Genomic DNA, 23,152 nt, shown 5'->3' with positions numbered 1-23,152 from the left:
ATCATAAACCTTATTGTCTGCAACAGAGATGATCCATTACGTCCCATGACAAATACCAGTTTTGACCCGGTAACAGCCCTCGATACAGTTGCCGGCGCATATCGAACCTTTGTCAGTTCTTTCCAGAAATTCAAGAATCCCGTCATCAAAGAATGGATCGACAGAAAGATCGAGGAGGGAACCCTCCTCTACAAAGGCCCGTACATCGAGCTTGCTCGCCGGTATGCCGATGGAGACTCATTTGTGACCCTCACCGGAGAGCATATCCTCCATCCAGAAACCTCGCAGTACTTCACCAGGGACCCGGAAGACCGATCCTCCTCTCCGGTCCGCCTCTACCGGCACCAGAGTGACGCAATACGATCGATACTCTCCGGGAAGAACACCGTCGTCACATCGGGAACCGGCTCAGGGAAATCCTTCTGCTTTGCGATACCGGTCGTCTCCACGTGTCTTGAGATGCAGGACCGGGGCCTCCGGGGCATCAAGGCAATCCTCGTCTACCCGATGAACGCGCTCGCAAACTCCCAGTACGATGACCTCGCGGCCCGCCTGGACGGCTCGGGTTTGAAGGTCGCCATCTACACCGGCGATACACCGCACACTTACAACGAAGCGCTCATCACATACCGGGAACGGACCGCGCGGGACGCTCCCTACGACAGCGAGCTCATCTCACGGGAGGAGATCCAGCGAACCCCTCCGGACATCCTGATCACCAACTATGTCATGCTCGAGTACATCCTCACCCGGTTCGAGGACAAGATCCTCTTCCCGCCGGAGAACCTCGGCATCCTCAAGTACCTCGTCCTCGACGAGATCCATACCTACACCGGGAAGAAAGGCGCCGACACCGCATACCTCATCCGGAGACTGAAGCAGCACACCGGAACCACCGGCACGCTCCGGTGCATCGGAACCAGTGCGACCGTGAGAGAGGGGGAGGGTGAGAGGGCAGGAGAGGCCATCGCCGCGTTCGCCGCAAAACTCTTTGGTGAACTCTTTGACAGCACATCGGTCATCGGAGAGACATTCCTCCTTCCGCCCCGCGGCACGGAGAGCAAACTTCCCGACAGGGTTCTCGTCGGCGACGACCTGCTCCGGGTAAAGGAGCCTGGCAGGGACTACCTGAAGGAACTCACCGAACAACTCATCGGCGAGCCGATCGGGATTCAGGATCCCTCAGCCGCCTACCTCGGGGAGACTCTCGGGTCGCAGAAGACCATCCAGTTCATCGAGGATCAACTTGCCGACGAACCAAAGAGCATTCCCGACCTGATCCGCATATATCGCGTGACCGTCAGGCAGGACGCTACATATGAAGAGGCTGCCCGGGAGATCGAGGCTGCGTTCATTGCAGGGATGCTCAGCGAGGTGCCTGTTGGGGATACCCTCCAGAAACGGTTCATCCCCAAGATGCACATGTACTTCTCCCAGGGGAGAGAGATCAAGTGTTGCCTCTCCCGCGACGGCCCCCACCTTCACGATGCCGGCGAGGTCACCTGCCCGGTCTGTGCGGAGAGAGGGCGAACACGGATCACCTTCCCCATGGTCTTCTGCCGGGCTTGCGGCCAGGAGTACTACAGTGTCGAACTCCTGACCGACGGAACGGTCAGACCACGTGATCTGGATGCTCCCGCGCAGGAGGGAGAAGCCCTGTACCTCTATCTGGGAGAGTTTAGCGAGGAAAGGGCATCCCCGCCGGAGTGGTGGTGCACCGATTCCGGAGCGGTCAAAGAGAGGTATCGCACCATAGCCACTCCGCGGACCGGCACTTACTGCCCGGACTGTAACAAACTGACTGTTGATGGAGAAGATGGAGAGATCTGCCTGTGCCCGGAGAAACTCCGCGTCACTCTCATCGAGATGCCGTTCCGGTTCTGTCCGAGTGAAGGCTGCGGCGTATCATATGACCTGAGAACGCGGAGGGAGTTCAACAAACTCTTCTCCTTCGGCACTGTGGGGAGATCTACCGCTACCGACATTTTAGTCTCGAATATGCTCACCACCCTCCCTGAAGTGGAGCAGAAAGTCATCGCATTCTCCGATAACCGGCAGGATACAGCCCTACAGGCCGCCCACATGAACAATATCCAGAAGCGGATCCACTTCAGGCGGGGCCTGTATCATGCCCTGGCTCATGCCGAGGACTCCCTCCCTCTCACCGAGGCAGGTGACGCCATCTTTGACACCTTTATGCAATATCGTGCAGACGGTGCTCTCCCTCAATACGAGAAGGATCCCGGTCAGGGCAGAATGCGGAGGGGCTCACAGGCTGAACCAGTGTACAGGAAATACCTCCTGCTGAATACCATCCTCGAAATGGGCTCAACCCGTCAGAAGAACCAGCCGAACCTTGAGGATGTTGGCCTGCTGCGAGTCACCTATGCCGGGCTGGACAGCCTCGCCGAGGATGACAGCCTCTGGGAAGGCGTATCTCAACTCTCGCGGGTAGGTCCTCGCAGGCGGGAGGATTACCTAAAGGGGTTCCTGGACATCATGCGGCATAATCTTGCCATCTCCTCCGATTTCTTCATGCGGCCCTTTGAGTTTGCCGAAAGGATTGAGCGGTTCCTGAACCCGGATCTCATATTCCACAACGAGCTGCTCTCCACGCGGCCAACCGGGTACAGCGACAACGCGCGGAGAGAGACCTATCGGGCCACGGTCTTCCGTCTCACCCACCCGAACGGGTCGCTGGTTCGCTGGACAAAGAAGTCGCTGGGAACAGAGACCACTGAAGAAGCGCAACAGATCGTCGAACATGTAGAAGCAGTGCTTGCAGGCGAAGGCGGGCTGAAGCAGGAGCGTATCGACCGGGTTGGAACTCTCTCCATGATCAACCCCGAGATCATCGAACTCTCGCTCGCTCCTCCCGGAGAGGTGCAGGTCTGCAGGAAATGCGGGCAGGTGACCCACTTCCATGAACTCAACCTCTGCATCAACCCGAACTGCACCGACCTAATCTCGCTCGATCTCTCCAACAACTACTTCCGGCAGGAGTATACAAGGTCGTTCCGGGAAGCGGTCCAGCTCCATGCAGAGGAGCATAGCGGACAGATCGACGGGGAGACTCGAAAACTGCTTGAGACCCGGTTCCGGGATTCACAGGATAGCCTGAACGTAATCGTATGCACCCCTACTATGGAACTGGGTATCGATATCGGAACCCTCTCGGCTGTCTACTTGAGAAACGTTCCCCCATCGCCCTCCAACTACGCACAGCGTGCCGGGCGTGCTGGACGGAAGTCGCAGGCCTCGATGATCCTCACGTTCTGCGGTGTCGGATCACGCCGCGGTCCTCATGACCAGTACTTCTACCGGTATCCAGCAAAGATGATCTCCGGAAAGATCGCCTCCCCCCGATTCCTGATGGACAACCGGATGCTGATCCGTGCACACATCCATGCTCTCATCCTTGAGATCATCACCCTTAAGATCCCGCAGAAGATCGATGGGATCCTCGACTTCGAGAAGGATAACCTCCCCATGTTCACGGAAAGCGCCCCGGATGTGGAGAACGGCCTCAGCAGAACCCGCCTCGGCGAGATGATCGAGGAACACCGGGTGCAGATCCTGAACGCAATCAACGAGGTGCTTGCGGAGGAGAAGCAATCACTCGACTGGCTTGACGACACTTTCATCATACAGACCGTCGATTCGTTCGTCTCCTCGTTTGACGGTGCATTCAACCTCTTCAGGAGTGAGTTTTCAGCCCTCCTCAAAGAACTGGACGAAATTAACATCTTCCTGCAGAGAGGTCGGATCTCCGATCGGCAGAGAGGCGTCTATAAGCGAAGACGGGACTCAATCGAGAAGAAACTGAACGATATGCGGAACGGCGGCGGGGACTTCACGACCTATCGGTATCTTGGCTCACAGGGTTTCCTCCCCAACTACGGCTTCCCCACACAGGTTACATCCCTTGCAATCAACTACAAGGGGGTCTTCGGGTCGGAAGAGGCGGAATTGAAGCGGGATCGCAACATCGCGCTGGTCGAGTACGCACCCGGCAACAGCGTGTACTTCAGCGGGAACCGGTACTCGGTCAGGACTCCCCGGCTCAGGACCGAGAACAACCAGCCCGCGATGAGCACCGTCCTCATCTGCCCATACTGTGAAGCGGTCTTCCTGGACGAGAAGGAGATCTCAATGACCGGTGGCGCCTGCAGGAACTGTGGTGCGTCCTTGGAAAATGCAGCAGTGATTCAACATTCAATTGAGATGCCCGACCAGCTGGCGGAGTCCAGATCGACGATCACGAGCGACGAGGAAGAACGGCAACGTCTCGGCTATGAGGTCACCCGCCACTATGCCCCCTCAGGCGCACGACAATTTTACGTGGCGGGAGACCCCGGCGAACCGCTGCTCACCCTCTCCTACGACCATTCGGGAAAGATCGTCAGCATCAACCACGGTCCGATACCATCCGATAAGGATGAACCACAGTCGGGCTTCACACTCTGCACGGCATGCAACCGCTGGATCTTCGGGAAGGACGGGGTGAAAGACCACCTTGACTCAACGAATGAGATGAAGAGGTGTTGGAGGAACGGAACTGAGGAAAATATCATCAGGAATATCATTCTCTACACGAACACCCGACACGACGTTGTCAAGATTGATGTGCCCGTTCCGCTTGATGGTGAGGGAAATCCGCTGGATGAGGAGTTGTATCGATCGTTCTTTACCACCCTTGCTCAGGCGATCATCGAGGGCGTCCAGATCAGCATGAACGTCGATGTAGATGAGATCCGGTACTTCCTGATGTCGGATCCCGAGAACAGGAAGAAGTCAAGCATCATTCTCTACGAGACTTCGGAAGGGGGCGCCGGAATACTCGAGTCCATCGCTGATCGTTCCACGTTCCACGAGGTTATCAGACAGGCGCTGACTATCATCCACGAATATGATGAGAAGAAGTGTGACCGTGCGTGCTACGAATGTCTGTGCAACTACTACAACCAGTTCGACCACGACATCCTTGACCGAAAACTTGTGCTTCCTCTCCTCCGTTCTCTTCAGATGGCAGAAGTCAGCATCATCCCCGACCATTCTCCCTCGGCGAAGAACCGACTCGATGAACTTATGTCAAGGTGTGAATCTTCTCTTGAAAAGCAGGTTCTTGAGGCGATCTATCAGGCAGGTCTTCCTCTTCCGGATAGCGGACAGGAGGTCATTGCAGAAGGAGATGAGATGATTGCCCGTCCGGATTTTACCTACCAGAAAAACGGTCACTCGATTGTAATCTTTGTTGATGGACCGGATCATGAGCAGGAAGCTCAGAAGCGGGATGATATACAAAAGAGGGATAGACTTGACCTGATGGGCTATACTGTCTTCCCGATAGATTACCGGGATTCTCTGGAAGAGCGCATTAAGAGCCTTTCTGCGTTGCTACAATAGTCCTTAATGCAGATCTAAATTTCTTGTTTTTTTGTTTCTTTTGCCTGAATTGATTGGACCCGCTGAGTACCGCGGCAATGGGCGTGAAAACCGTAGAAACACCGGAAATTAACAGATCTGATACTATACAACGAATACATCTCGCTGCCACGTTCCTCTAGGGTGTAGAGGGGGAGATTGGCCTGGAATCCATGTCTCGGTGAACATTGGGGTAGTCTCGATTAAAATTCACTCAAAATTCATCCTCAAGAACTCATCCGGATACTTCAATGCATTGAAGAACAGCGGCGTCCCTGAGAACGAAAGCGGCGAAATGGGGCCGATGGTCATGAACGGGTACGTGCGTTCGCCAAGGGAACTCTGGGGGTCGCGGAACATCTGGTAGAGCTGGATCGCATCCTCAGCACCCCCGATGATGTCTGTCAGGGCATACCGCTCCGTCCCCCACCCCAGGCCAAACCCGAAGACGTAGACCCGTATCTGGCTTATGATCTCACGGTGCAGGCTGGAGAGTGTCTGGCTGATGAACATCCAGCCCAGGCCGTACTTCCGTGTCGTGCGGATGGCGTCGATGAGTGAATTTCTTACGACATTCATATCCTCGGTCTCAGGATCTTCCCGTGGTGCAAGGCGGTGGGCCTCATCGATGACCACAAGGCAGTTGAGCAGTTGCTTCGCTCGATATGACGCCTCCGCCTCGCTTTTGATCGTCCTGAGGAACTCCCCGATCAGGATGAACCGGATTGAATCGTTCCAGTAGGTGTCCGGCGGGATGTTGTTCTCGGAGAAGTCGATGATGATAGTATTTCCCTGCCGCTCACCTATCTTCTTGACCAGATCCTGGATCTTCACCCCGCGAACCTTATGCTCATACGAGAAGAGGTTGGCAACCTTTCTCCAGCGCTCGTAGAACTCGTCGGGATCGGCAGTCTCGTAATTCTGGCTGAGCCTCTCCCGGGTATCTTTTGATGTGTAAATGTTATTCTGAACCTGCTCCAGGCCGAGCGCATCCCACACCCGGTCGAACGCCTCGCGGGTGTGCGCCTGATGGAGTGGGATGCTCCCGGAAGGTGACGACGATTCTGTATCGATACCAAATGAGCTCAGACCGCCCTTCTTTGCCGATCGTTTCTTTGGCTGGAGCGCTTTCAGCACCTCATTCGCTGCACGATACCGGTTTGTGTCCATGATTATGCCGAGCTCTTCAAAAAATCCGGAATTGGCCAGTATCCTCTTGAACAACTCTTTATCGTCCAGAACGAGGTTGTGAAGGTCGTAGATCTCGACGTTCCTGCCCAACCTCTCAACCAATATTTTTCTTAGAGGAGAAGCCTCTGCCAGATCGCCGGCGAATTCCCCCTGGGGGTCGAGGATGAATATGCTCATTGACGGGTGCTTCGCATACCCCATCACCATCATCTTTGCAAGAACTGATTTTCCGGAGCCCGTCTTTCCGAACACCCCGATATGGTATGCCTCACCGACACCGCCGCTGCCCGCCTGGGACTTCCCGAAATGCTTGAGCCACATGGGCATTGGAATCGATGTACCGTAGGCATTTCCTAAGTAGAACATCTCATCGCGATAGTTCGTGAACAGAGACTCCATGGAGGGCTGATCCAGCAGCCGGATCGATGTCCCCGTCGCAGGGACCGTACCGAGCGAGCTCGGCTCGATCCCCTTGCTCCCATCCGAAAAGACCGAACTTACCATCATATTGGCGGTGTGGACGTCCTGCCGCTCCGTTATCGGATCCACCCTGCCTTTCTGCCGGATAATGCCTCGCATCGTCGGATCCTGGGTCCAGACGTTCTGCATCTGCACTTCGGTGATCTGACCCATAGCGTAGTGATCTTCACCGTCCTGCGTGTAGTGAAACACACTCAGACTACCGACAAGGCGCTTCTTCACCGCAGTACCGAGAATATCGATATTCAGTCCCGCTGTTGAGGACGGCGATCCGACGACTCCGATCTTCTCTGTGCGGTCAAAATTTTCCTTGATCTCTGACATGGTATCAGCTCAGCGTCCAATTTCCGTTCGATAGCCGTGCATCAGCAGATACACCTCAGCCTCTGCCTGGTCCCAGAATTGCAGCATCTCCTGTGTCGTTGCTTTCCTGATGGCAGGAATGACCTTTCCCATCTGTTTCACCATTCTATCCGCCAGATAGAGGGGATAGGGCTCAAAGATCCCGGGAGTGCCACATTGCAACCTGATCGCTTCGAAGACCATACTCAGGCGATTTTTTTCGGTCGCAACCGATCGGGGGAGTTCCAACCTGAAGGTTGGCGAATGGAGATACGGGCGGTAGTACACTACGTAGAGATTGCTCATGCCGTCAATGATGGCCTTCAGATTCCCCGTTTCCTTGAGAAGGGGTTCTGCAAAAGACCACAAGCCATCCGGGACCTTGAATGGAAACGGCCGGATATACTCGCCGGCATGCAGTACAAAGGAGAGGAGCGCCCGGTCCTCATATACGCCCTCTTTCAGGAGAATCTTAGTTATCTGGTTATGGGATGTGTACTTGGGCACGCTGACAAATTGTTGGTCAGATCGCCGGGAATGGACGATTGTTTCGTATGCCTCCATCGTCGTCTTCACTCGTTCGAGCAGGATCTCTGAGAGATGGTTATCGACTCCATCGATGGTGTACAGTGCTTGCTGGATATTGATGAGAGGCGTGGTGAATGACCCGTCGAGAAAAATGACGTCGTGCGGAGCTGAACTGGCTAGTTCCAGTTCCATCATAAGCATGATCGCCTTTGAGACAAGGCCCGTCTTATCGTGGTGTCTGGCGGGCAGCACCTCGCAGAGATGATGGGGGTATTCCCAGTGCCTGGTCTCGCTTGGGGGGGTCAGCCCTTCAACGGCGACTCCTGCTACTGCAACCATATCGGTTGAAAGCAGCCTCTCCAGCGTATACGCACCATCGACGCCACAGGTTGTTGGATATGATTGATTTGTGAGCAGATCCGAGTCATGCCTCAGTAAACCATTCTCAACCAGATCGTTCCGGATGGAGCCCTTATTATCGAATAAACTTCGGAATGAATGTGAAAGTGTCTCTCCCATCGATCCGCACTGGTCGAGCAATTCTTCAACCAGAGCTTCAGGTAATTCGTTGAACGGCTGAACATCGGGAGAGTTTACCTGCATATAATCACGGAACCTGATTATTGAAGACCTTTGCAAGGGCTATAATTAATGTTGCGGTTTCGATCTGACTTTTGAGGTGTCTCTTCTCCTGAATTTTGGATCTAGAACGTCAGAAACATCTGATCGATAACAACGGTCCGAATAAGTAAGGTGCCATCCAATCCCCTCGGAAAAACCTTTTAGAACAAGGTGCAATGAGGGCGGCAGGGACCAGGGACATTATGTCCAGCAGCCTCACCCCCCCGAGCCCCCCCACAATCACCGCCACCACCCCGCCGCTCACGACCGACTGGCGTACCCACTCTACGGGCTCACCGAGGAGGAGATCGCAATCGTGGAGGGGACGGCCTGACGTTCCGGGTCAGGGGTTTTATCACGTGATGAATGGGGGATTCCTCCCCCGGGCAGAGCGGGACGCCGCTGCAACCTCAGCCGGAAGCCGTCCCGGCCATATCCCGGAGGTGCTGCATAATCCGGTCTTTGTTCCCCGGCAGGTTTGAGAACTGCTTATCGCAGACATCGCTGAACTTCGCGAGGGCCTTGCGGTTGACCTCCTCCTGATCCTCGAATATGCCGACCGAGACGAAGGGCCGCCCCCACTTCTCGAACTGCAGGATGTTTATCGTCGCGTCACGGACCCGGTCGTCGTTCGCGAGTGCAAAGATGTAGATCGGCCTCTGCATGCCGTTGATCCTGCAGTCAACGGTGTATTTCCCTTCCGGATCATGCTCGGGATCGTGCCAGTCAAACTCCCTGCGCCCCTCAGGGACAGCCTCCTCGATGAGCGCACGGAGATCCTCCTGGAACGTGGAGTAAACGCGCGATCTCGACAGATACGTAAGATCCGATATCCGGATCAGCGCCTGGATGAAACTCCAGAGGGCATCCCCAAACCGGTCGCCCGTGATGCGAATAGCGAGCTCGCCCCGGTTGTTCTCCAGCCCGAACCGGGACAGCACACTCGCGATCACCTTCTGGCGGGTTCCCCGCTCTAACTCCCTTGCATCGATCGAGTAGGTCAGGTGCATGAGGGTATGCCCCTCATCCGTCAGCGTCCAGGCGCCGTCCTCATCCTTCAGGACGATCGCGAGGTTATCCCCATCATCAAAGACAAACGGTGTGAAGACCCGATACCGGTTGATACCCTCCGGGTGGAGATGGATCTGGCTGCAGACCTTCCTCCGAAACTCCTCTTCGATCGCCTCGATTGCCATCGGTTATATCCCCCAGTCGGTAAGATCCTTCGTGGTTACCGCTGAACCCTCAAACCCGCAGTCGTTGAACATGCTCTTCAGCGCGCCGTGGTGATCCGGGTACCGGTCTGTCGGAACCGCATACCCATCCTCGTTCCAGCCCGCGGTCTGGTAACGCTCTGTTGCAGTATGGATGTGGAAATCATAAAACTTCTCCTGCTCAAGCCTGTTCGTGTGTTCGTGACTTTTCCCGTTATATCGGCGTAGCCGGAACACCTGGTTTGTGTTTGGAATGATATAGCCGAGGATCACGGAGAAGTCCAGCGAGTTGAATAGACTTTGCCGAAATATTAACCTGAACCGGGATTGATTCGCACCCTCTATACCGATCTCGTACTCCTTATGGCCGCCCTTCTCTTTAGGGCGAAATCTCCTGGAGAAATCTCCCGGCAGCGGCTTGGCCTCTCTGAGTAACGCATCGATCTCATCATCAGTGAGCCGCAAATTCATTCAGGTAGCCTCCACCGGAGTACTATTTCATTTCAATGATTCTACGGTCGCCGGGGAGAAAGATAACTATTTCCATAACCACGGGTGTGAGAACCGTCCTCCGCATATGGAGAGTGCCTCGACTCGCTCGGGCTAAATGAGCGGCAGATTGCTTCCCTGCACTACCTGAAGAGCGGGGGCTCCATCTCAAATCAGGAGTATCAGCACCTCTACAATGGTAAGAAGTCGACTGCAACGCGGGATCTTACAGATCTTGTTTAACGAGGCATTTTCCGTAAAGAGGGGACGGCAGGAGCGGGCGTGCGCTACTCGCTGAGGTATGCAACGGTAGAGGGATCGTAGAGGATCAACGTAGGTCAAAAGGGATCATCAATTGGCCCATAATGGGCTCATCCATGGTTGCAGTGAATACTCGAAACCAGAGCAGGTGCTATAGTACATGCCGATTATTCGCAGATCGGTGCGCCTCTGCGGGTTGCTATCTATGACGACCGGGTGGAGATAGAAAATCCGGGCATCCTGCTTCCGGGCATGACCATTGAGGATGTGAAACAGGGCGTATCTAAAATTCGCAACCGCGTCATCGCGCGTGTGTTTCGGGAACTGGGTCTGATCGAGCAATGGGGTAGCGGGTTTTGCCGTATTCTGGATGAGGCAGAGAAGCAGAACCTGCCCGAGCCTGTGCTCGAGGAGATCGGGATGAAAGTTCGGTTTACTGTTTTTCTTGCGGAGAAGATCTCACCCGGAATTAAGCGCGAAGCCGTAGAGGAGACGGAGGAACAAGTAACCGAACAAGTAACCGAACAAGTAACCGAACAAGTAACCGAACAAGTAACCGAACAAGTAACCGAACAAGTAACCGAACAAGTAACCGAACAAGTAACCGAACAAGTAACCGAACAAGTACGGCGCCTCCTGATCTGCTTGAAGGAGAAGCCATCGGGAGCGAGAGACGCAATGCAATGCCTGGGACTCAGTCACCGGCCCACATTCCTGTACGATTATCTGAAGCCGGCGATTCAGGCGGGATTTGTTCAAATGACGCAGCCTGATTCACCCAAAAGCCCGACACAGAAATACCGCCTGACTGAAATGGGAAAGAGGCGTCTGGAAAGAGTGGAGTGATACCCCGGATGGGAGTGGTGACGGTGCCCACCGATACCATGTCCAGCACCCGGCGGTTCCCTGCCCCCCTACCCCCCGCCCAGCACCCGCACAATCACCGCCACCACCCCGCCCACAACCCCGCCGGCCCCGGCGCTGATCGTCAAAACCCTCCTCTCTTCGCCGGCCTTCTCCGCCCGCCAGCCCTCCAGCGCCCGGATCCGCGCCATCCGTTGCCCTCACCGGTTCAAATAACAACGCTCATCGTCCGTGAACCGATAATCTCTCACCAGGAGAGATTAACGAATGCCCCGCGCCGTTGGAGAGTGAAAAAATGCTCCTTTTTACGAGGGGCCAGTTGTGTGATTAACTTCAACCACTTCATCTGTGTCCTGCCTCTGGCATTTGAGAGTGATTGAGATGGAATCTGACGAAGTCAAACTGGAAATTGCAGTGCTGCTTGAGAAGGTAATTTGATGAGATGTTCCGAACTTTTCGACCAGTTGAATGAGCTTGATGAACACCCACGCATTGAAGCAAAAACCGCACATGAAGTCAGCACATCGGTCATGGAGACGATATGTGCTTATGCCAACGAGCCGGGGCTTTCCGGAGGCTTCCTCCTGCTGGGCATCCATGAATGCGAGGAGCCCCGGGATCGAAAGTACTGCGTCGTAGGTATCGACAATCCTGATAAAATTCAGCGTGATATTGCCGAACAATGTGCTTCCCGTTTTAACCGAGTGGTCCGTCCGGAGTGTTTCGTCGAAACCGTTGAAGGTAAAGCAGTTGTCGGCATTTTTGTTCCTGAGGCACAAGCAGGAGATAAGCCAATTTTCTTCAAGAAAGTAGGGTTGCCAAAAGGTGCTTTCCGTCGGATCGGTTCAACGAATCAGCAGTGTACCGACGACGACCTTCAGGAGATGTATCAGGAGGGGAGGATACGCCCGTATGATGAAACCATCGTTGCCGATGCGATGCTTGATGACCTGGACGGCGACGCCATTGCTGAGTACCGTCGTATCCGCACCGGCGTTGACCCTGATGCGGAGGAACTCCGCTGGAGCGACGCCGAGCTTCTTGAGTCGCTCCACTGCGTCAAGATGCGTGAAAACACGCTCCGGCCGACTGTTGCCGGCCTCATTCTATTCGGATCGAAAAAAGCGCTCCGTAAGTTTTTCCCGATGATGCGTCTGGATTACCTCCGTGTTCCCGGTCGCAACTGGGTTGAAGACCCAGATCATCCCTTTGAAGCAATTGAGATGCGTGAGCCGCTTTTTCACCTTCTGTCGCGAGGACTGGCGGCAATCATGGATGATATTCCTCGTGCGTTCACTTTTACATCCGACGGTCTCATGCGGCAGGAGGAGCCTCGCATCCCACCGCGAGTCATCCGTGAGGCGCTGGTCAATGCTCTGATGCACAGAAGCTACCTCATCCATAGTCCGGTGCAGGTTATCCGATATGCAAACCGGCTTGAGATACGAAATCCCGGGCACTCCCTCAAGCCGGTTGAGTCGCTCGGTGAGCCCGGCTCAAAACCACGCAACCCGACGATCGCCGGTGTCCTGCACGAAACGAAGTTTGCAGAGAGCAAGGGGAGTGGAATCCGGGTCATGCGTCAGCTTATGAAGAGTGCACGCCTCTCGCCACCGACCTTTGAATCTGAGCGCGAGCAGGATCTCTTCACGGCAACCTTCCTCATGCATCACTTCCTCGATCAGCAGGATCTTCAGTGGCTTGAGCATTTTAAAGATGCAAACCTCAGCGCTGATGAGGCAAGGATACTTATTCATGCCCGGGAGATCGGTTCCGTCAATAATGCCATTTGCCGGGATTATACGGGTCTTGACACGCTGACGGCAAGTGGAACGCTACGACGGCTCCGAGACCTGGGGCTGCTCGTGCAGCACTCCCACGCATCGGCGACGTATTATACTCCTACCCGGCGGCTGCTCCATCCGGGGGAAGAGGAAAAGAAGACAGTTGAAGGAGGGGGAGCCATTGGAGGAGGTCACCCTGTGTCTGAGGGCTTACCTACCATGCCTGAGGGCTTACCTACCATGCCTGAGGGCTTACCTACCATGCCTGAGGGCTTACCTACCATGCCTGAGGGCTTACCTACCATGCCTGAGGGCTTACCTACCATGCCTGAGGGCTTACCTGCCTACTTACCTGCCAAGCTTGCGGAGGCTATCCGAAACCTCGGGCAGAGAAGTCCGCCGGGGCAGGTTCAGCAGGTTATCACCGAACTCTGCAGCATCCGGGCGTATACGGCCGATGAACTCGCGGTGCTCCTCCGGAGAAACAAAAAGTGGGTGTTCCGGAGTTATCTCTCTCCTCTACTTCGCGCTGGAACTCTTGAGTATACGATTCCCGAAAATCCCCGGCACCCGATGCAGGCGTACCGAACGAAGATGTGAGAGGAGCTGAGCGCGGGAAGCAGCCGGCTGCGTTGCGAAGCCGCGTTGGGTGCGTGAACACGTCAGAACCCTGAGTTGTCAGGACGAAGTCACCCATACCACCGTATGAGCGCCGTTGGTGGATAAGGAGAGAGGAACCACCTTTTTCAGGTGGTCGATGGACACGATTATCTCATCGTGGGGACTTTTGCTGGAGAGAGAGGTGCTACCTTGGAATATGTATTGCGTAAACCCGCCTCTCTCCCCCAGCAGGAAAATTATATGACCTAAATAGCCTGTATCTCCCCTCAGATCGAAGAGACTATATCACATTCACGGTCTGGATCGATGACTCGGCCGAGCAGGACGCACGGGTGCTTGAGCACCTCAAGCGGGTGGAAGCCCGGGAGGGCGCCGGTGACGAGCAGGTGCATGACGACCTCCTCACTGCCAGGGCGATCTGGATGATCCTCAAAGAGAAGATGCTCCATGTCTCGGTTCCCTACGCGAGGAGCATCCAGTTCTCCAGCGCGGGCAACCGCCGCAACCCGGGGTTCCTCTTTGACCTGATCAAGTGCCACGCTCTCCTCTTCCGGTTCCAGCGGGAGGAGTCTTCCGGCGGGATCCGGGCAACCCTGGACGATTTTGCGGCGGCGGCCAGGCTTTACGGCGCCATCAACGGCGAGGCCGGGGGCCAGGAGACCAAACTGACGAAGAACGAGGCGGCGGCGCTCGCGACGGTGGTCACGATGGGCTGGGGGCAGTTCACCGTCCGGATGCTCCAGGAGGCGCTCGGGCTGTCGTATCAGCAGACCTACCGGATCCTCCACGGCTACGTGAGCCGGGGGGCAACCTACTCCGGCCTCCTGGAGAAGTGTCCGGCGGTCAGCTACGTTGATGCGCAGTTCACCGAGGATGCCTGCGGGTGTACCGTGCGGCGGCGGGAGCACCTCTTCTCGTTCGACCTCGGGGTCTACCGGCAGTGGTCACGCGGGGCTGAAGTATGGCTCGATGATGGTGAGGACCGGGACGGTGGTCCCGACCCTGGCGACTCTTTCAGCATTACAGCAGGTTTGGAGCAGGATTCCAGCAGGTGCTGTAAGGATCGATCTCCGCCGAACGACGCTGAAACAGAGTATACTGGTACAGAGAGAGACGCGTCTCTCTCTATTGATCGTAACATACAGCAAACGAGAGACCCACACAGTTCGACCGGCTCCCGGGTCTTTGGGGGTGTGCGTGTGTGCGAATCCCGGGATGCTGTAACCACAACCCCAATGCCGCTGGAAACACCCCCAAATGGGGATTCTCGGAACGTCATACGGCCGTTCGATTTCAACGGGCTCCGTAACCTGCAGAAAATCACCGAAAGGAGAGGGGGATTGCTGGAAACAGGTGCGGGGGGAACCGTGCCCCTGCCCGGGGTGCTGAACCCCGGGATGTTTGAGCGGGTGCGGGCGGAGATCGGCCGATGCGATATCTGTGACAACGGAAAAGCGGTCTACCGCTCCCGCGAGGCGCAGACGAATATCTGCGAGGGATGTTACGCCCGGCTGGTCCGGGAGAGGAACGGCCGGGCGGGGGTGAGGTGCGGGTAACGACGGTTCGCTGGACCCAGGGTTTGAGCACCGAAGATGCGAATCCGGAACTTGAGCCCCGCGAGGCGCAAGTAACGACTGCTGGAGCGGCAAGAACATGAGCGCCATGAGTGGTGAGACCTGTCACCTCCCGTGCTCATGCCGCCACCCCTGCGCCGCGGACCGTGGTCCCGGCGGCCGGCCGGGTCCGACTGTTGTGCGTCACCGGAGTCGCACAAGACATTTTGTGCGACATGAAACCCCACTTCGTGTCGCACAAATTCTGGTGTGGGTCATAGGTGTCCCACAACCGCTCTCCGGGAATGGTTTGTGTATACTCTGGTATACACAAGATCCGTTGCGTATATCGGATCGGGGTTTTGATACAACCAGCCCCCCTCGGTGATAGCGGGCAGGCACGAAGAACGCAGGTCGCGGTACACCGGCTCCCGGCCTTCGTGGCGGCCGGTGCCGGCGGCTGTCCGGAAATGATCTCCTGTATCGGTGGATGCAAAATACTCCACAGATAAGAAACACAAAAGCGAAGAACGCCCCGGCCGGGACTTGAACCCGGGTCAAAAGCTCCGCAGGCTTCTAGGATATCCACTACCCTACCGGGACACGAGAATGAGTGCCTTTCCCCTAATAACTACGTCGTTCTGGTTAAAAAGGATTGCTCACCAACAGATCGGGGCGCCGCGGGGAGAAGGGAAGGGCCCGGAATTGCCCCTGATAGATCCCGATCATCGGTGTAGTTCAGCGGTACGCGCAGACCTATACGCCACCCGCCCGCATCAGAACATGCACTTTTACCTCGTTTCCGGAGAACTGAATCAAGAAGTCCCCCATCTGGCCCACGAAGATCCGCTTATGGACATCCGCGCTGAAGCGTTTCCCGAACCCGTCCTCGGCCACGATCCTGCCGGACTCCCGGTCCCTGACGGTCGCCGTGAACCACGAGTTCTCGCTCGGGTAGGTCTGCTTGACCATGCCGCTCTTTATATTCTTGTATTTACTTGTAGCGTACTTCTCCCGCGTGACCATCTTCGGCTCCACGTCGAACTCGATGATGAGCGGGGGGCTGGTCAGGTTAAAAGCGAAGGCATCTGTCGACTGCGTGAGGTTGAACACCTTCGTCCTGTTGAAGAGCGTCACGTAGGGGTCCTGCGTCGGCGCGGTCTCCGGCGGCTTGCTGAGCGTGGGGCCGGCAATGGCCTTCGTTGCCGTGGGGTACGGGGTCGCCGGCGTCAGGTACCCCGGGTCGTTATCTGGTTCTCCCGGCGTCTCCTCAGGTTCCGACGAAAGGAAGCCGGACCACCCGGACTCGCCGTCGGGAGGCAGCTCCGCGCACCCGGCGGATGCGAGGATCAGGATCATCACTGCACCGACAAAGAACGATTTATACACCCTGGTCACCGTAGATGGATTATGCGAAGGGGTATTTATGCTTTTACCCTTGAATGCTCAGAGAAATATTTTATTCACTGATTATTAACCGGCAAAAATATCATTGGAAACCGGCCCGGTTCCGCGGCACGATTCAGCAGGTGCGCGGCCTGATCGAAAAAGGCGGGCCACCATGAGACGATCCCGGGAGAGGCCGATCATACGCGTGGCGGGAGGGGAACCTTTTTATCGGACATTCGTACCTCTATCGCTCCGGCTGATGACGGTTCCGGAGAGACAGGAGACGGAGTACAGAGACGCCGATACGCGTATTCTAAAAGACAGCAGGCACCTTTGCGAGAGCGCAAAAACCCGCTACGGTGCTTCGGTATCCTGGATTCTCATAGGCCTGGCCGCCGCCGGTGCCCTGCTGCGGCTCTACAACCTCGGCGGAAACTCGCTCTGGCTCGACGAGGCCGCGACCCTCACGTTCGCCCGGCAAACGCTCGCCGGCATCTGGGAGACCACCGCCGCTGGAGAGTTCAACCCCCCGCTCTTCTACTGGCTGGAGCACGGGATGCTTCTCTTCGGGGAGAGCGAGTTCGTGCTCCGGCTCCTCCCCGCACTCTTCGGCATCCTGACGGTCCCGGTTGTCTACCTCATCGGGAGGGAGTTTCGGGACCGAAACGTCGGGCTCATCGCCGCCGCCCTCCTCGCGTTCTCGCCCTTCCACATCTTCTACTCCCAGGAAGCCCGGGCATACGCTCCGATGCTCTTCTTCTTCTCGCTCGCGCTGCTCTTCTACGTGCGGGCGGGCAGGTCGGACGAGACCCGTTCCTGGGTCCTCTTCGGAGTCTTCTCCGCGGCCGCCTTCTGGATGCACTTCTACGCCGTCGTGCCGGTCGCTGTCCTCATCCTCCACGCCCTCGTCACCCGGGCCGGCGAGATCCGGAAAGACGTCAGGAACGCGAAGAATCCTGCCCTCGCGCTCGTTGCCTTCGTCGTTGCCACCCTCCCGCTCCTCATCGTCACGGTCAATCTCTTCCTGGTGAGGACGTCGTCCGCCCCGACGTTCGGCATGCAGGGGCTCTCCCTCATCTACCATACCTTCCTCCAGATCACGGGGTCCGGCGACCTCAACATGGTGCTCTTCGGCATCCTCTTCCTGGTGGGTGTCGCCTATACCTGGTGCGAGGACCGGAACGGAGCGCTCCTCCTCGTCTTGATGATGGCCCTTCCGCTGGCGGCAAGCCTCGTCCTCTCCTCGAGGATGCCGATGATCCCGCGCTACCTCATCTACCTCCTCCCGGTCTACTTCGTCGGCATCGCGTCGGCGTATCCTGCGCTCCTGGCCCTCGTCCGGGAGAGGTGGGCGGTCGCCATCTTCATCGCGGCGGCGGTCCTCGTCGCCGTCCCGCTTCTTTCGACCTACTACACGATACCCCAGAAGAACGACTGGCGAGGATTCTCCGCGGAACTCGGCGCGATGACCGGGGAAGGGGATCTCGTCGTCGTGCTCCCGCCTTACATCGCACAGCCGCTCGACTACTACTACAGCAACGCGACCGACGGGACCCTCGAGATGGGGGCGACGACAGAAGATGACCTTGAGGCGATTCGCGACCGCTACCCCGGCCGGCGTGCGTTCTACGTGGCGACCGCGGACATCTTTGCCGCAGACCCCTCGGGGAATGCGGCCGGCTGGCTCGAAGAAAATACACGGGTCGTCGGGCAGCACACGGGGATCAACCTTCTCGTATCGTCCTGGTAGGAGGACACGATGGCCGAATCCTGCGATCTGGCGGTGATCATCCCGACCTTCAACGAGGAGGAGAACATCGCCGCGATGATCGGGGCGGTCGAAGGCGCTTTCAGAGAGAGCGGCATCCGCGGCGAGATCCTGGTGATGGACGACGGCTCGAAGGACCGGACGATCCCCATCGTCCGGGAGATCGCCGGCAAAACCGACAACGTGCGCCTGATCGTGCGGAAAGCGGATCACGGCCTCTCGCAGTCGGTCGTCGAAGGGTTCCGCTCGGCGCGCTCGGATATCCTGCTCGTCATCGACGCCGACTTCTCGCACCCGCCCAAACTCATCCCACTGTTGTACGAAGCGATACGGGGCGGAGCGGATATCGCCATCGGGAGCAGGTACATGGAGGGCGGGGATATCGAGGCGTGGCCGCTCAAGCGGAGGATCATATCGCGTTCGGCTACCGCGTTCGGGCGCATCCTCTTTCCCGGGGTCACCGACCCCGTGAGCGGGTTCTTTGCCGTGCGCCGCGAGGTCGTCGCCGGCGCCCCGCTTGCGCCCCGGGGCTACAAGATCCTGATGGAGGTCCTCGGCAGGGGCAGATGGCAAACGCTTACCGAGATCCCGTTCGTCTTCAAAGACCGCGAAGGGGGAGAAAGCAAACTCCGGGCCGACACGATGGTCGACTACCTCCGGCAGTGCGGCGGGATCGTCCGGTTCTCGGTCACGCGCCGGACAGGATCGGTCTCTGACGAGTGGAACAAGATCGTCCGGTTCGGGCTCGTCGGGCTCTCCGGCATCTTCGTCAACATGGGGCTCCTCTACACCCTGACCGAGGTTGCCGGCCTCTACTATCTTATCTCCGCCGCTATCGCGATCGAACTCTCGATCGTGAACAACTTCGCCTTAAACGACGCCTGGACGTTTCGGTCCGCGAGAGACCTGAGGGTCGAGCGGAAGGTTTCGCGGTTCGGATCGTTTCAGGCGGTCTCGATGGCCGGACTCGCCGTCAACCTGGGCGTCCTCTACCTCCTTGCGGACGTTCTCCAGGTTTACTACCTCGTTGCAAACCTTGCAGGGATACTGGCCGCGTTTGCCTGGAACTATACGGCGAACAGGCACTACACGTGGAAGAGGGCGTAAAACAGTGTGCGGGGTTCACCCGGAGTAGGCCCGGATGACGCCCCGGTAGACGTCCACCGCTCGCTCGAGCTGCTCAACTGAAACCCGCTCGTCCACCGCGTGCAGCGTCGGGATCTCCCCCGGCCCGTACTCCAGAACCTCGAACCCCCTATCGCGGAGGTACTTCGCGTCGCTTGCCGCCCACTGGAGGAAGGGGGCTGCCGTCCCGTAGACACGCGCCACCTCGCGAGTGACCGTCCGGACAATCCGGGCGTCCGGGGGCGTCAGGGACGGTTCGGCCACATCCATCTCGTGTATCACGGCGTCCGGGGCGTGTTCGGCGATGCCCTTCCGAAGATCGTCGAGAGAGCAGCCCCACGGCACCCGGATGTCGAGCTCCATCCGGCACTGCTCCGCCACGATGTTCGCCTTCTCGCCGCCTTCGATGCGGCCGGGGTTGAACATCACCCTGGTCAGGATGTCTTCCCCTCCCTCGATCCCGAAGATCTCGGAGAAGACCCGGGCGCCCTCCTTGATGAGCGGCTGCAGGTCTTCCTCGACGGGGAACGGGCGGGCGTGGACCTCCCGCAGGTAGCCGAGGAGGTCGAACGCCGCCATGACGGCGCTCTTCCCGACCAGGGGGTAGAGGGAACTGTGGCCCGGCCTGCCGCGGAAGGAGAGATCGACCCGGTAGAGGCCTTTCTGGCCGATCGCCGGGCTGGTCTCCGGCGTCGGTTCGGCGATCAGGCATTCGCGGGGTTCGAGAAGATCCTGTGCAAGCAGCGACCGGATGCCGTGCTCCCCGCCGGTCTCCTCGTCGCAGACGAAGGCGAACTGGACCTTCGGCTCCACACCGCTCTCGATGACGTCGCGGTAGGCGATAAGGAGGGCGGCGCACCCCCCTTTCATATCGGTGGCGCCTCTCCCCCAGACGTAGCCGTCGGCAACCTCCGCGCTATAGGGGTCGTGCGTCCAGTCGTCGGGGATGGCCGGGACCACGTCGACGTGGCCGCAGAGGAGGAGCCGGGAACCGGCCCCGGTCGTGACGAGGTTGTCCCGCCCGCCCGGGTGGGAGACGATGCGGCTCTTCACCCCGAGGGAGTCGAGGAACTCCTCGATGAACGCGACGACATCGGCCGTGCTCCCCGGCGGGTTCTCGCTCCTGATCCGGATAAGCGATGACGTGAGTTGGGCGACATCCATAACGTGGTCCCCTTATGCCGACCTGCCCTGGACGTACTCGTCGAAGAGCCGGGCGAGCGACGAGGTTTTATAGAGCTGTTTGACGAACTTCGGGTCGAAGAACTCGTCGATGAACGTCGAGAGGTACTCGGCCGGGATCGCCTTTTTGTCGTCGGGGTTGAGCACGATCCGGAAACTCCGGTACTGGGCGGGGTCGTCGCTGTCGTAGACGCCGGCCCAGAGCATCGGGAGTTCCTCGTACTTCTCCGGGGCCTTCTCTTTGAGCCAGTTCATGAACCCGGGGAAGTGCACCCGGTCGCCGACCTTCTCCTCGTCCAGGCGCCACCGCATATACTCCATGCTCAAGATGTTCCGGGGCGACATGTAGTTGTAAGCCAGGGTGCTGACGGTGTAGTCGATGTGGGCGAGGGCGTCGGTGAAGTAAAAGTGCAGGACCGGGTGGAACTCGGATGGGCTCTCCAGAATAAGCGATTTGCCATACAATTTGTGCATGACGCGAACGTACTCGTTTGTTTCCAGCATACTCTCTCCTATTGGGAAGGGAGGTACAAAAAGTATTCCTTCCGCGCAACAGTGGCGGCGATACGGGGCGCGGACGGGCTTTGGTTGCCTCTTCAAGGCACACGTCGCCTTCGAAGCCTGATGGTTTCTCAAGCTCCGCCTGCCTTCGCACCTGATGGTGCTCATGCTCCGGACGTTCCGTCCGTCACACCCTAACGGGGCACGCGTCGCTGCTCGCACCTTCGGTGCTCGAGCTCCGTTCAGCCCTGCGGGCTGAACATCGCTTCAATCAAAGAACGGCTTGCGCCTGCTGACGGCTTCGCGGAAGGCGTCCTCGAGTTCCTTGCCGTGCTTGCCCTGGGTATCGACCAGGTTGTCGCTCCGGAGCAGGCAGGGCTTGAGTTTCCCGTCCGAGGTCACGCGCAGGCGGTTGCAGAATGCGCAGAACTCCGTATTGTGGAGGGGGCGGACCACCTCAACCTCGGCGCCGTCGAGGCAGTATTTCTTGCGGTGGTGCATCCTGCGGGTGACGACCCGGGTTGCCCGCTCGTCCAGTTCCTGCTCGACGCTGTCCACGTCACCGTGGAACTTGCACTCGTTGAACTCCATCAGCTCGATGACCTGGAGGATGAGGTCCTGTTTGTTCCGGACGAACGCCATGAAGTCGTCCAGTTCGTCCTCGTTGATGCCGTCGAGGAGGACCATGTTAAGTTTGACCGGGGTCAGCCCCACCTCGATCGCCGCATCGATCCCCGCGAGGACATCCGCGAGGCAGTCTTTGCCCGTGATCTCGCGGTAGCGCTCGGGCCGGAGACTGTCGAGGCTGACGTTCACCCGGGCAAGCCCGGCCTCTTTGAGTTCCGCGGCCTGCGCTGCAAGCAGCGTCCCGTTCGTCGTCAGGGAAGCCTCGACGCCCGGCGGCACCGAGCGGACGATGTCGGCAAGATCGCGGCGGAGCAGAGGCTCTCCGCCGGTGAACTTAATGCTCCTGATGCCGAACTGCACGCCCACCTGCATCAACTCAGCAATATCCTCCGCGCTCATCTGCTCCTTCGGGTTCACCTCACCCTCTGCGTGGCAGTAGATGCACCGCAGGTTGCACCGGGAGGTCAGGCTGATTCGAAGGTTGGTCACGGTCCGGTTATAGGGGTCTTTCAGCACCATCGCATGTTCCTTTGAAATTTTTTGCAATAATGTATGTCTCGGCACTTCCTTTCCGCGACGCCTTCGTCCTGTATCCCCGGACGGAATAGAAGTGTTTTCTTACCTCAGCGATCAGTTCCCCGAAGAGTTCGCCCTGGAACGACTTGATCACCATGTTACCGCCGGGTTTTAAGATCGTGCACGCGAATGCCAGGGCATCCTCGCCGAGCCCGATGGCACGGGCCTGGTCGTAGCTCTTCTGGCCGGAGAGTTTCGGCGAGGCGTCGGAGACCACGACGCTGATGACGCCGCCGGCCTCCTCGCGGATACGCTCCTGGACAAGAGGATCGGTGAAGTCCCCGACCATGGTGGTGACACCTTCCATAGGCGCGATCGGATTGAGATCCACGCCGATGACCTTCCCATCGGTCAGGTCGCGGAGCACCTGCAGCCAGCTGCCCGGCGCCGCCCCGAGGTCGACGACGTTGTCGTCGGGCCTGATGATACCGTTCCTCTGCTGGATCTCCAGTAGTTTGTAGGCGGCGCGTGCCCGATACCCTGCCTTCATCGCCTTTCGATAGACGCTATCCTTTGTCCATTGAGAACCCATTGGGAGATTACCCTCCACCTGAGGTCGACGGCTGACTGCCTGCACCGCCGGCACAATCAAGAAGATTATGTATAGTATTC

16 protein-coding genes and 1 tRNA gene are annotated in these 23,152 nt (G+C 57.8%); 6 read left to right on the top strand and 11 right to left on the bottom strand.

Going from position 1 to position 23,152, the window contains the following annotated elements:
• Window positions 1–45 precede the first annotated feature (45 nt).
• Window positions 46–5,406, top strand: a complete 5,361-nt coding sequence (locus HL657_RS11035; protein WP_317296869.1) for a DEAD/DEAH box helicase — start codon at window positions 46–48, stop codon at window positions 5,404–5,406.
• A 228-nt stretch (window positions 5,407–5,634) separates the two neighbouring features.
• On the opposite strand, the gene HL657_RS11030 is transcribed toward HL657_RS11035, so the two are convergent.
• The 4 genes from HL657_RS11030 to HL657_RS11015 all read right to left on the bottom strand — a co-directional run bounded on the left by HL657_RS11030 (window position 5,635) and on the right by HL657_RS11015 (window position 10,271).
• On the bottom strand, window positions 5,635–7,419 hold the full coding sequence (locus HL657_RS11030) for an ATP-binding protein (RefSeq protein WP_317296868.1): 1,785 nt from the start codon (window positions 7,417–7,419) through the stop codon (window positions 5,635–5,637).
• A gap of 9 nt (window positions 7,420–7,428) precedes the next feature.
• On the bottom strand, window positions 7,429–8,568 hold the full coding sequence (locus tag HL657_RS11025) for a DNA double-strand break repair nuclease NurA (RefSeq protein ID WP_317296867.1): 1,140 nt from the start codon (window positions 8,566–8,568) through the stop codon (window positions 7,429–7,431).
• Between the two features lie 428 nt (window positions 8,569–8,996).
• A complete protein-coding gene (locus HL657_RS11020; protein WP_317296866.1) occupies window positions 8,997–9,782 on the bottom strand; it encodes a DUF1828 domain-containing protein in 786 nt (261 codons plus the stop codon).
• 3 nt (window positions 9,783–9,785) lie between these two features.
• Window positions 9,786–10,271, bottom strand: a complete 486-nt coding sequence (locus HL657_RS11015) for a hypothetical protein (protein WP_261596659.1) — start codon at window positions 10,269–10,271, stop codon at window positions 9,786–9,788.
• 408 nt (window positions 10,272–10,679) lie between these two features.
• Between HL657_RS11015 and HL657_RS11010 the strand changes: the two genes are divergently transcribed.
• A complete protein-coding gene (locus HL657_RS11010) occupies window positions 10,680–11,396 on the top strand; it encodes a Fic family protein (protein ID WP_317296877.1) in 717 nt (238 codons plus the stop codon).
• Between the two features lie 68 nt (window positions 11,397–11,464).
• On the opposite strand, the gene HL657_RS11005 is transcribed toward HL657_RS11010, so the two are convergent.
• Window positions 11,465–11,605, bottom strand: coding sequence for a hypothetical protein (locus HL657_RS11005; RefSeq protein ID WP_317296865.1), 141 nt, complete (start codon window positions 11,603–11,605; stop codon window positions 11,465–11,467).
• A gap of 273 nt (window positions 11,606–11,878) precedes the next feature.
• Here HL657_RS11005 and HL657_RS11000 point away from each other — a divergent pair, with 273 nt between their 5' ends.
• Together HL657_RS11000 and HL657_RS10995 are read left to right on the top strand one after the other, a co-directional pair.
• Window positions 11,879–13,798, top strand: a complete 1,920-nt coding sequence (locus HL657_RS11000) for an ATP-binding protein (RefSeq protein WP_317296864.1) — start codon at window positions 11,879–11,881, stop codon at window positions 13,796–13,798.
• A gap of 353 nt (window positions 13,799–14,151) precedes the next feature.
• Window positions 14,152–15,375, top strand: coding sequence for a hypothetical protein (locus tag HL657_RS10995; protein WP_317296863.1), 1,224 nt, complete (start codon window positions 14,152–14,154; stop codon window positions 15,373–15,375).
• A 528-nt stretch (window positions 15,376–15,903) separates the two neighbouring features.
• Here the strand turns inward: HL657_RS10995 and HL657_RS10990 are convergent.
• Window positions 15,904–15,975 (bottom strand) — tRNA-Arg (locus HL657_RS10990).
• Window positions 15,976–16,128: 153 nt separating this feature from the next.
• Window positions 16,129–16,770 (bottom strand): hypothetical protein, encoded by a 642-nt coding sequence (locus tag HL657_RS10985; RefSeq protein ID WP_317296862.1) that lies wholly within the window; start codon window positions 16,768–16,770, stop codon window positions 16,129–16,131.
• 250 nt (window positions 16,771–17,020) lie between these two features.
• On the opposite strand from HL657_RS10985, the gene HL657_RS10980 reads away from it, so the two are divergent.
• Window positions 17,021–18,511: a glycosyltransferase family 39 protein gene (locus HL657_RS10980; RefSeq protein ID WP_317296861.1), complete on the top strand. Its 1,491-nt coding sequence runs from the start codon at window positions 17,021–17,023 to the stop codon at window positions 18,509–18,511.
• Between the two features lie 9 nt (window positions 18,512–18,520).
• A complete protein-coding gene (locus tag HL657_RS10975; RefSeq protein WP_317296860.1) occupies window positions 18,521–19,636 on the top strand; it encodes a glycosyltransferase family 2 protein in 1,116 nt (371 codons plus the stop codon).
• A 15-nt stretch (window positions 19,637–19,651) separates the two neighbouring features.
• On the opposite strand, the gene HL657_RS10970 is transcribed toward HL657_RS10975, so the two are convergent.
• The 4 genes from HL657_RS10970 to HL657_RS10955 form a co-directional block, all read right to left on the bottom strand.
• On the bottom strand, window positions 19,652–20,818 hold the full coding sequence (locus HL657_RS10970) for a M20 family metallopeptidase (protein ID WP_317296859.1): 1,167 nt from the start codon (window positions 20,816–20,818) through the stop codon (window positions 19,652–19,654).
• A gap of 12 nt (window positions 20,819–20,830) precedes the next feature.
• Window positions 20,831–21,340 (bottom strand): hypothetical protein, encoded by a 510-nt coding sequence (locus HL657_RS10965; RefSeq protein ID WP_317296858.1) that lies wholly within the window; start codon window positions 21,338–21,340, stop codon window positions 20,831–20,833.
• A gap of 264 nt (window positions 21,341–21,604) precedes the next feature.
• Entirely contained in the window at window positions 21,605–22,483 is an 879-nt protein-coding gene (gene moaA / locus HL657_RS10960; RefSeq protein ID WP_317296857.1) for a GTP 3',8-cyclase MoaA, read from the bottom strand.
• A complete protein-coding gene (locus tag HL657_RS10955; protein WP_317296856.1) occupies window positions 22,461–23,072 on the bottom strand; it encodes an RlmE family RNA methyltransferase in 612 nt (203 codons plus the stop codon). The genes moaA and HL657_RS10955 overlap by 23 nt, the downstream gene beginning before the upstream one ends.
• Window positions 23,073–23,152 lie beyond the last annotated feature (80 nt).

It is taken from the genome of Methanoculleus nereidis, assembly GCF_032944295.1.
Classification (GTDB): Archaea; Halobacteriota; Methanomicrobia; order Methanomicrobiales; family Methanoculleaceae; genus Methanoculleus; species Methanoculleus nereidis.
Note: the sequence above shows the minus strand (reverse complement) of the source record. Positions and strands in the feature narration are given on the sequence as shown.

What these genes read in the sequence shown, in the direction of transcription:
- HL657_RS11035 (WP_317296869.1), top strand. Translation starts at nt 46, where the DNA reads ATGACAAATACCAGTTTTGACCCGGTAACAGCCCTCGATACAGTTGCC.
- HL657_RS11030 (WP_317296868.1), bottom strand. Translation starts at nt 7,419, where the DNA reads ATGTCAGAGATCAAGGAAAATTTTGACCGCACAGAGAAGATCGGAGTC.
- HL657_RS11025 (WP_317296867.1), bottom strand. Translation starts at nt 8,568, where the DNA reads ATGCAGGTAAACTCTCCCGATGTTCAGCCGTTCAACGAATTACCTGAA.
- HL657_RS11020 (WP_317296866.1), bottom strand. Translation starts at nt 9,782, where the DNA reads ATGGCAATCGAGGCGATCGAAGAGGAGTTTCGGAGGAAGGTCTGCAGC.
- HL657_RS11015 (WP_261596659.1), bottom strand. Translation starts at nt 10,271, where the DNA reads ATGAATTTGCGGCTCACTGATGATGAGATCGATGCGTTACTCAGAGAG.
- HL657_RS11005 (WP_317296865.1), bottom strand. Translation starts at nt 11,605, where the DNA reads ATGGCGCGGATCCGGGCGCTGGAGGGCTGGCGGGCGGAGAAGGCCGGC.
- HL657_RS10980 (WP_317296861.1), top strand. Translation starts at nt 17,021, where the DNA reads ATGACGGTTCCGGAGAGACAGGAGACGGAGTACAGAGACGCCGATACG.
- HL657_RS10975 (WP_317296860.1), top strand. Translation starts at nt 18,521, where the DNA reads ATGGCCGAATCCTGCGATCTGGCGGTGATCATCCCGACCTTCAACGAG.
- HL657_RS10970 (WP_317296859.1), bottom strand. Translation starts at nt 20,818, where the DNA reads ATGGATGTCGCCCAACTCACGTCATCGCTTATCCGGATCAGGAGCGAG.
- HL657_RS10965 (WP_317296858.1), bottom strand. Translation starts at nt 21,340, where the DNA reads ATGCTGGAAACAAACGAGTACGTTCGCGTCATGCACAAATTGTATGGC.
- moaA (WP_317296857.1), bottom strand. Translation starts at nt 22,483, where the DNA reads ATGGTGCTGAAAGACCCCTATAACCGGACCGTGACCAACCTTCGAATC.
- HL657_RS10955 (WP_317296856.1), bottom strand. Translation starts at nt 23,072, where the DNA reads ATGGGTTCTCAATGGACAAAGGATAGCGTCTATCGAAAGGCGATGAAG.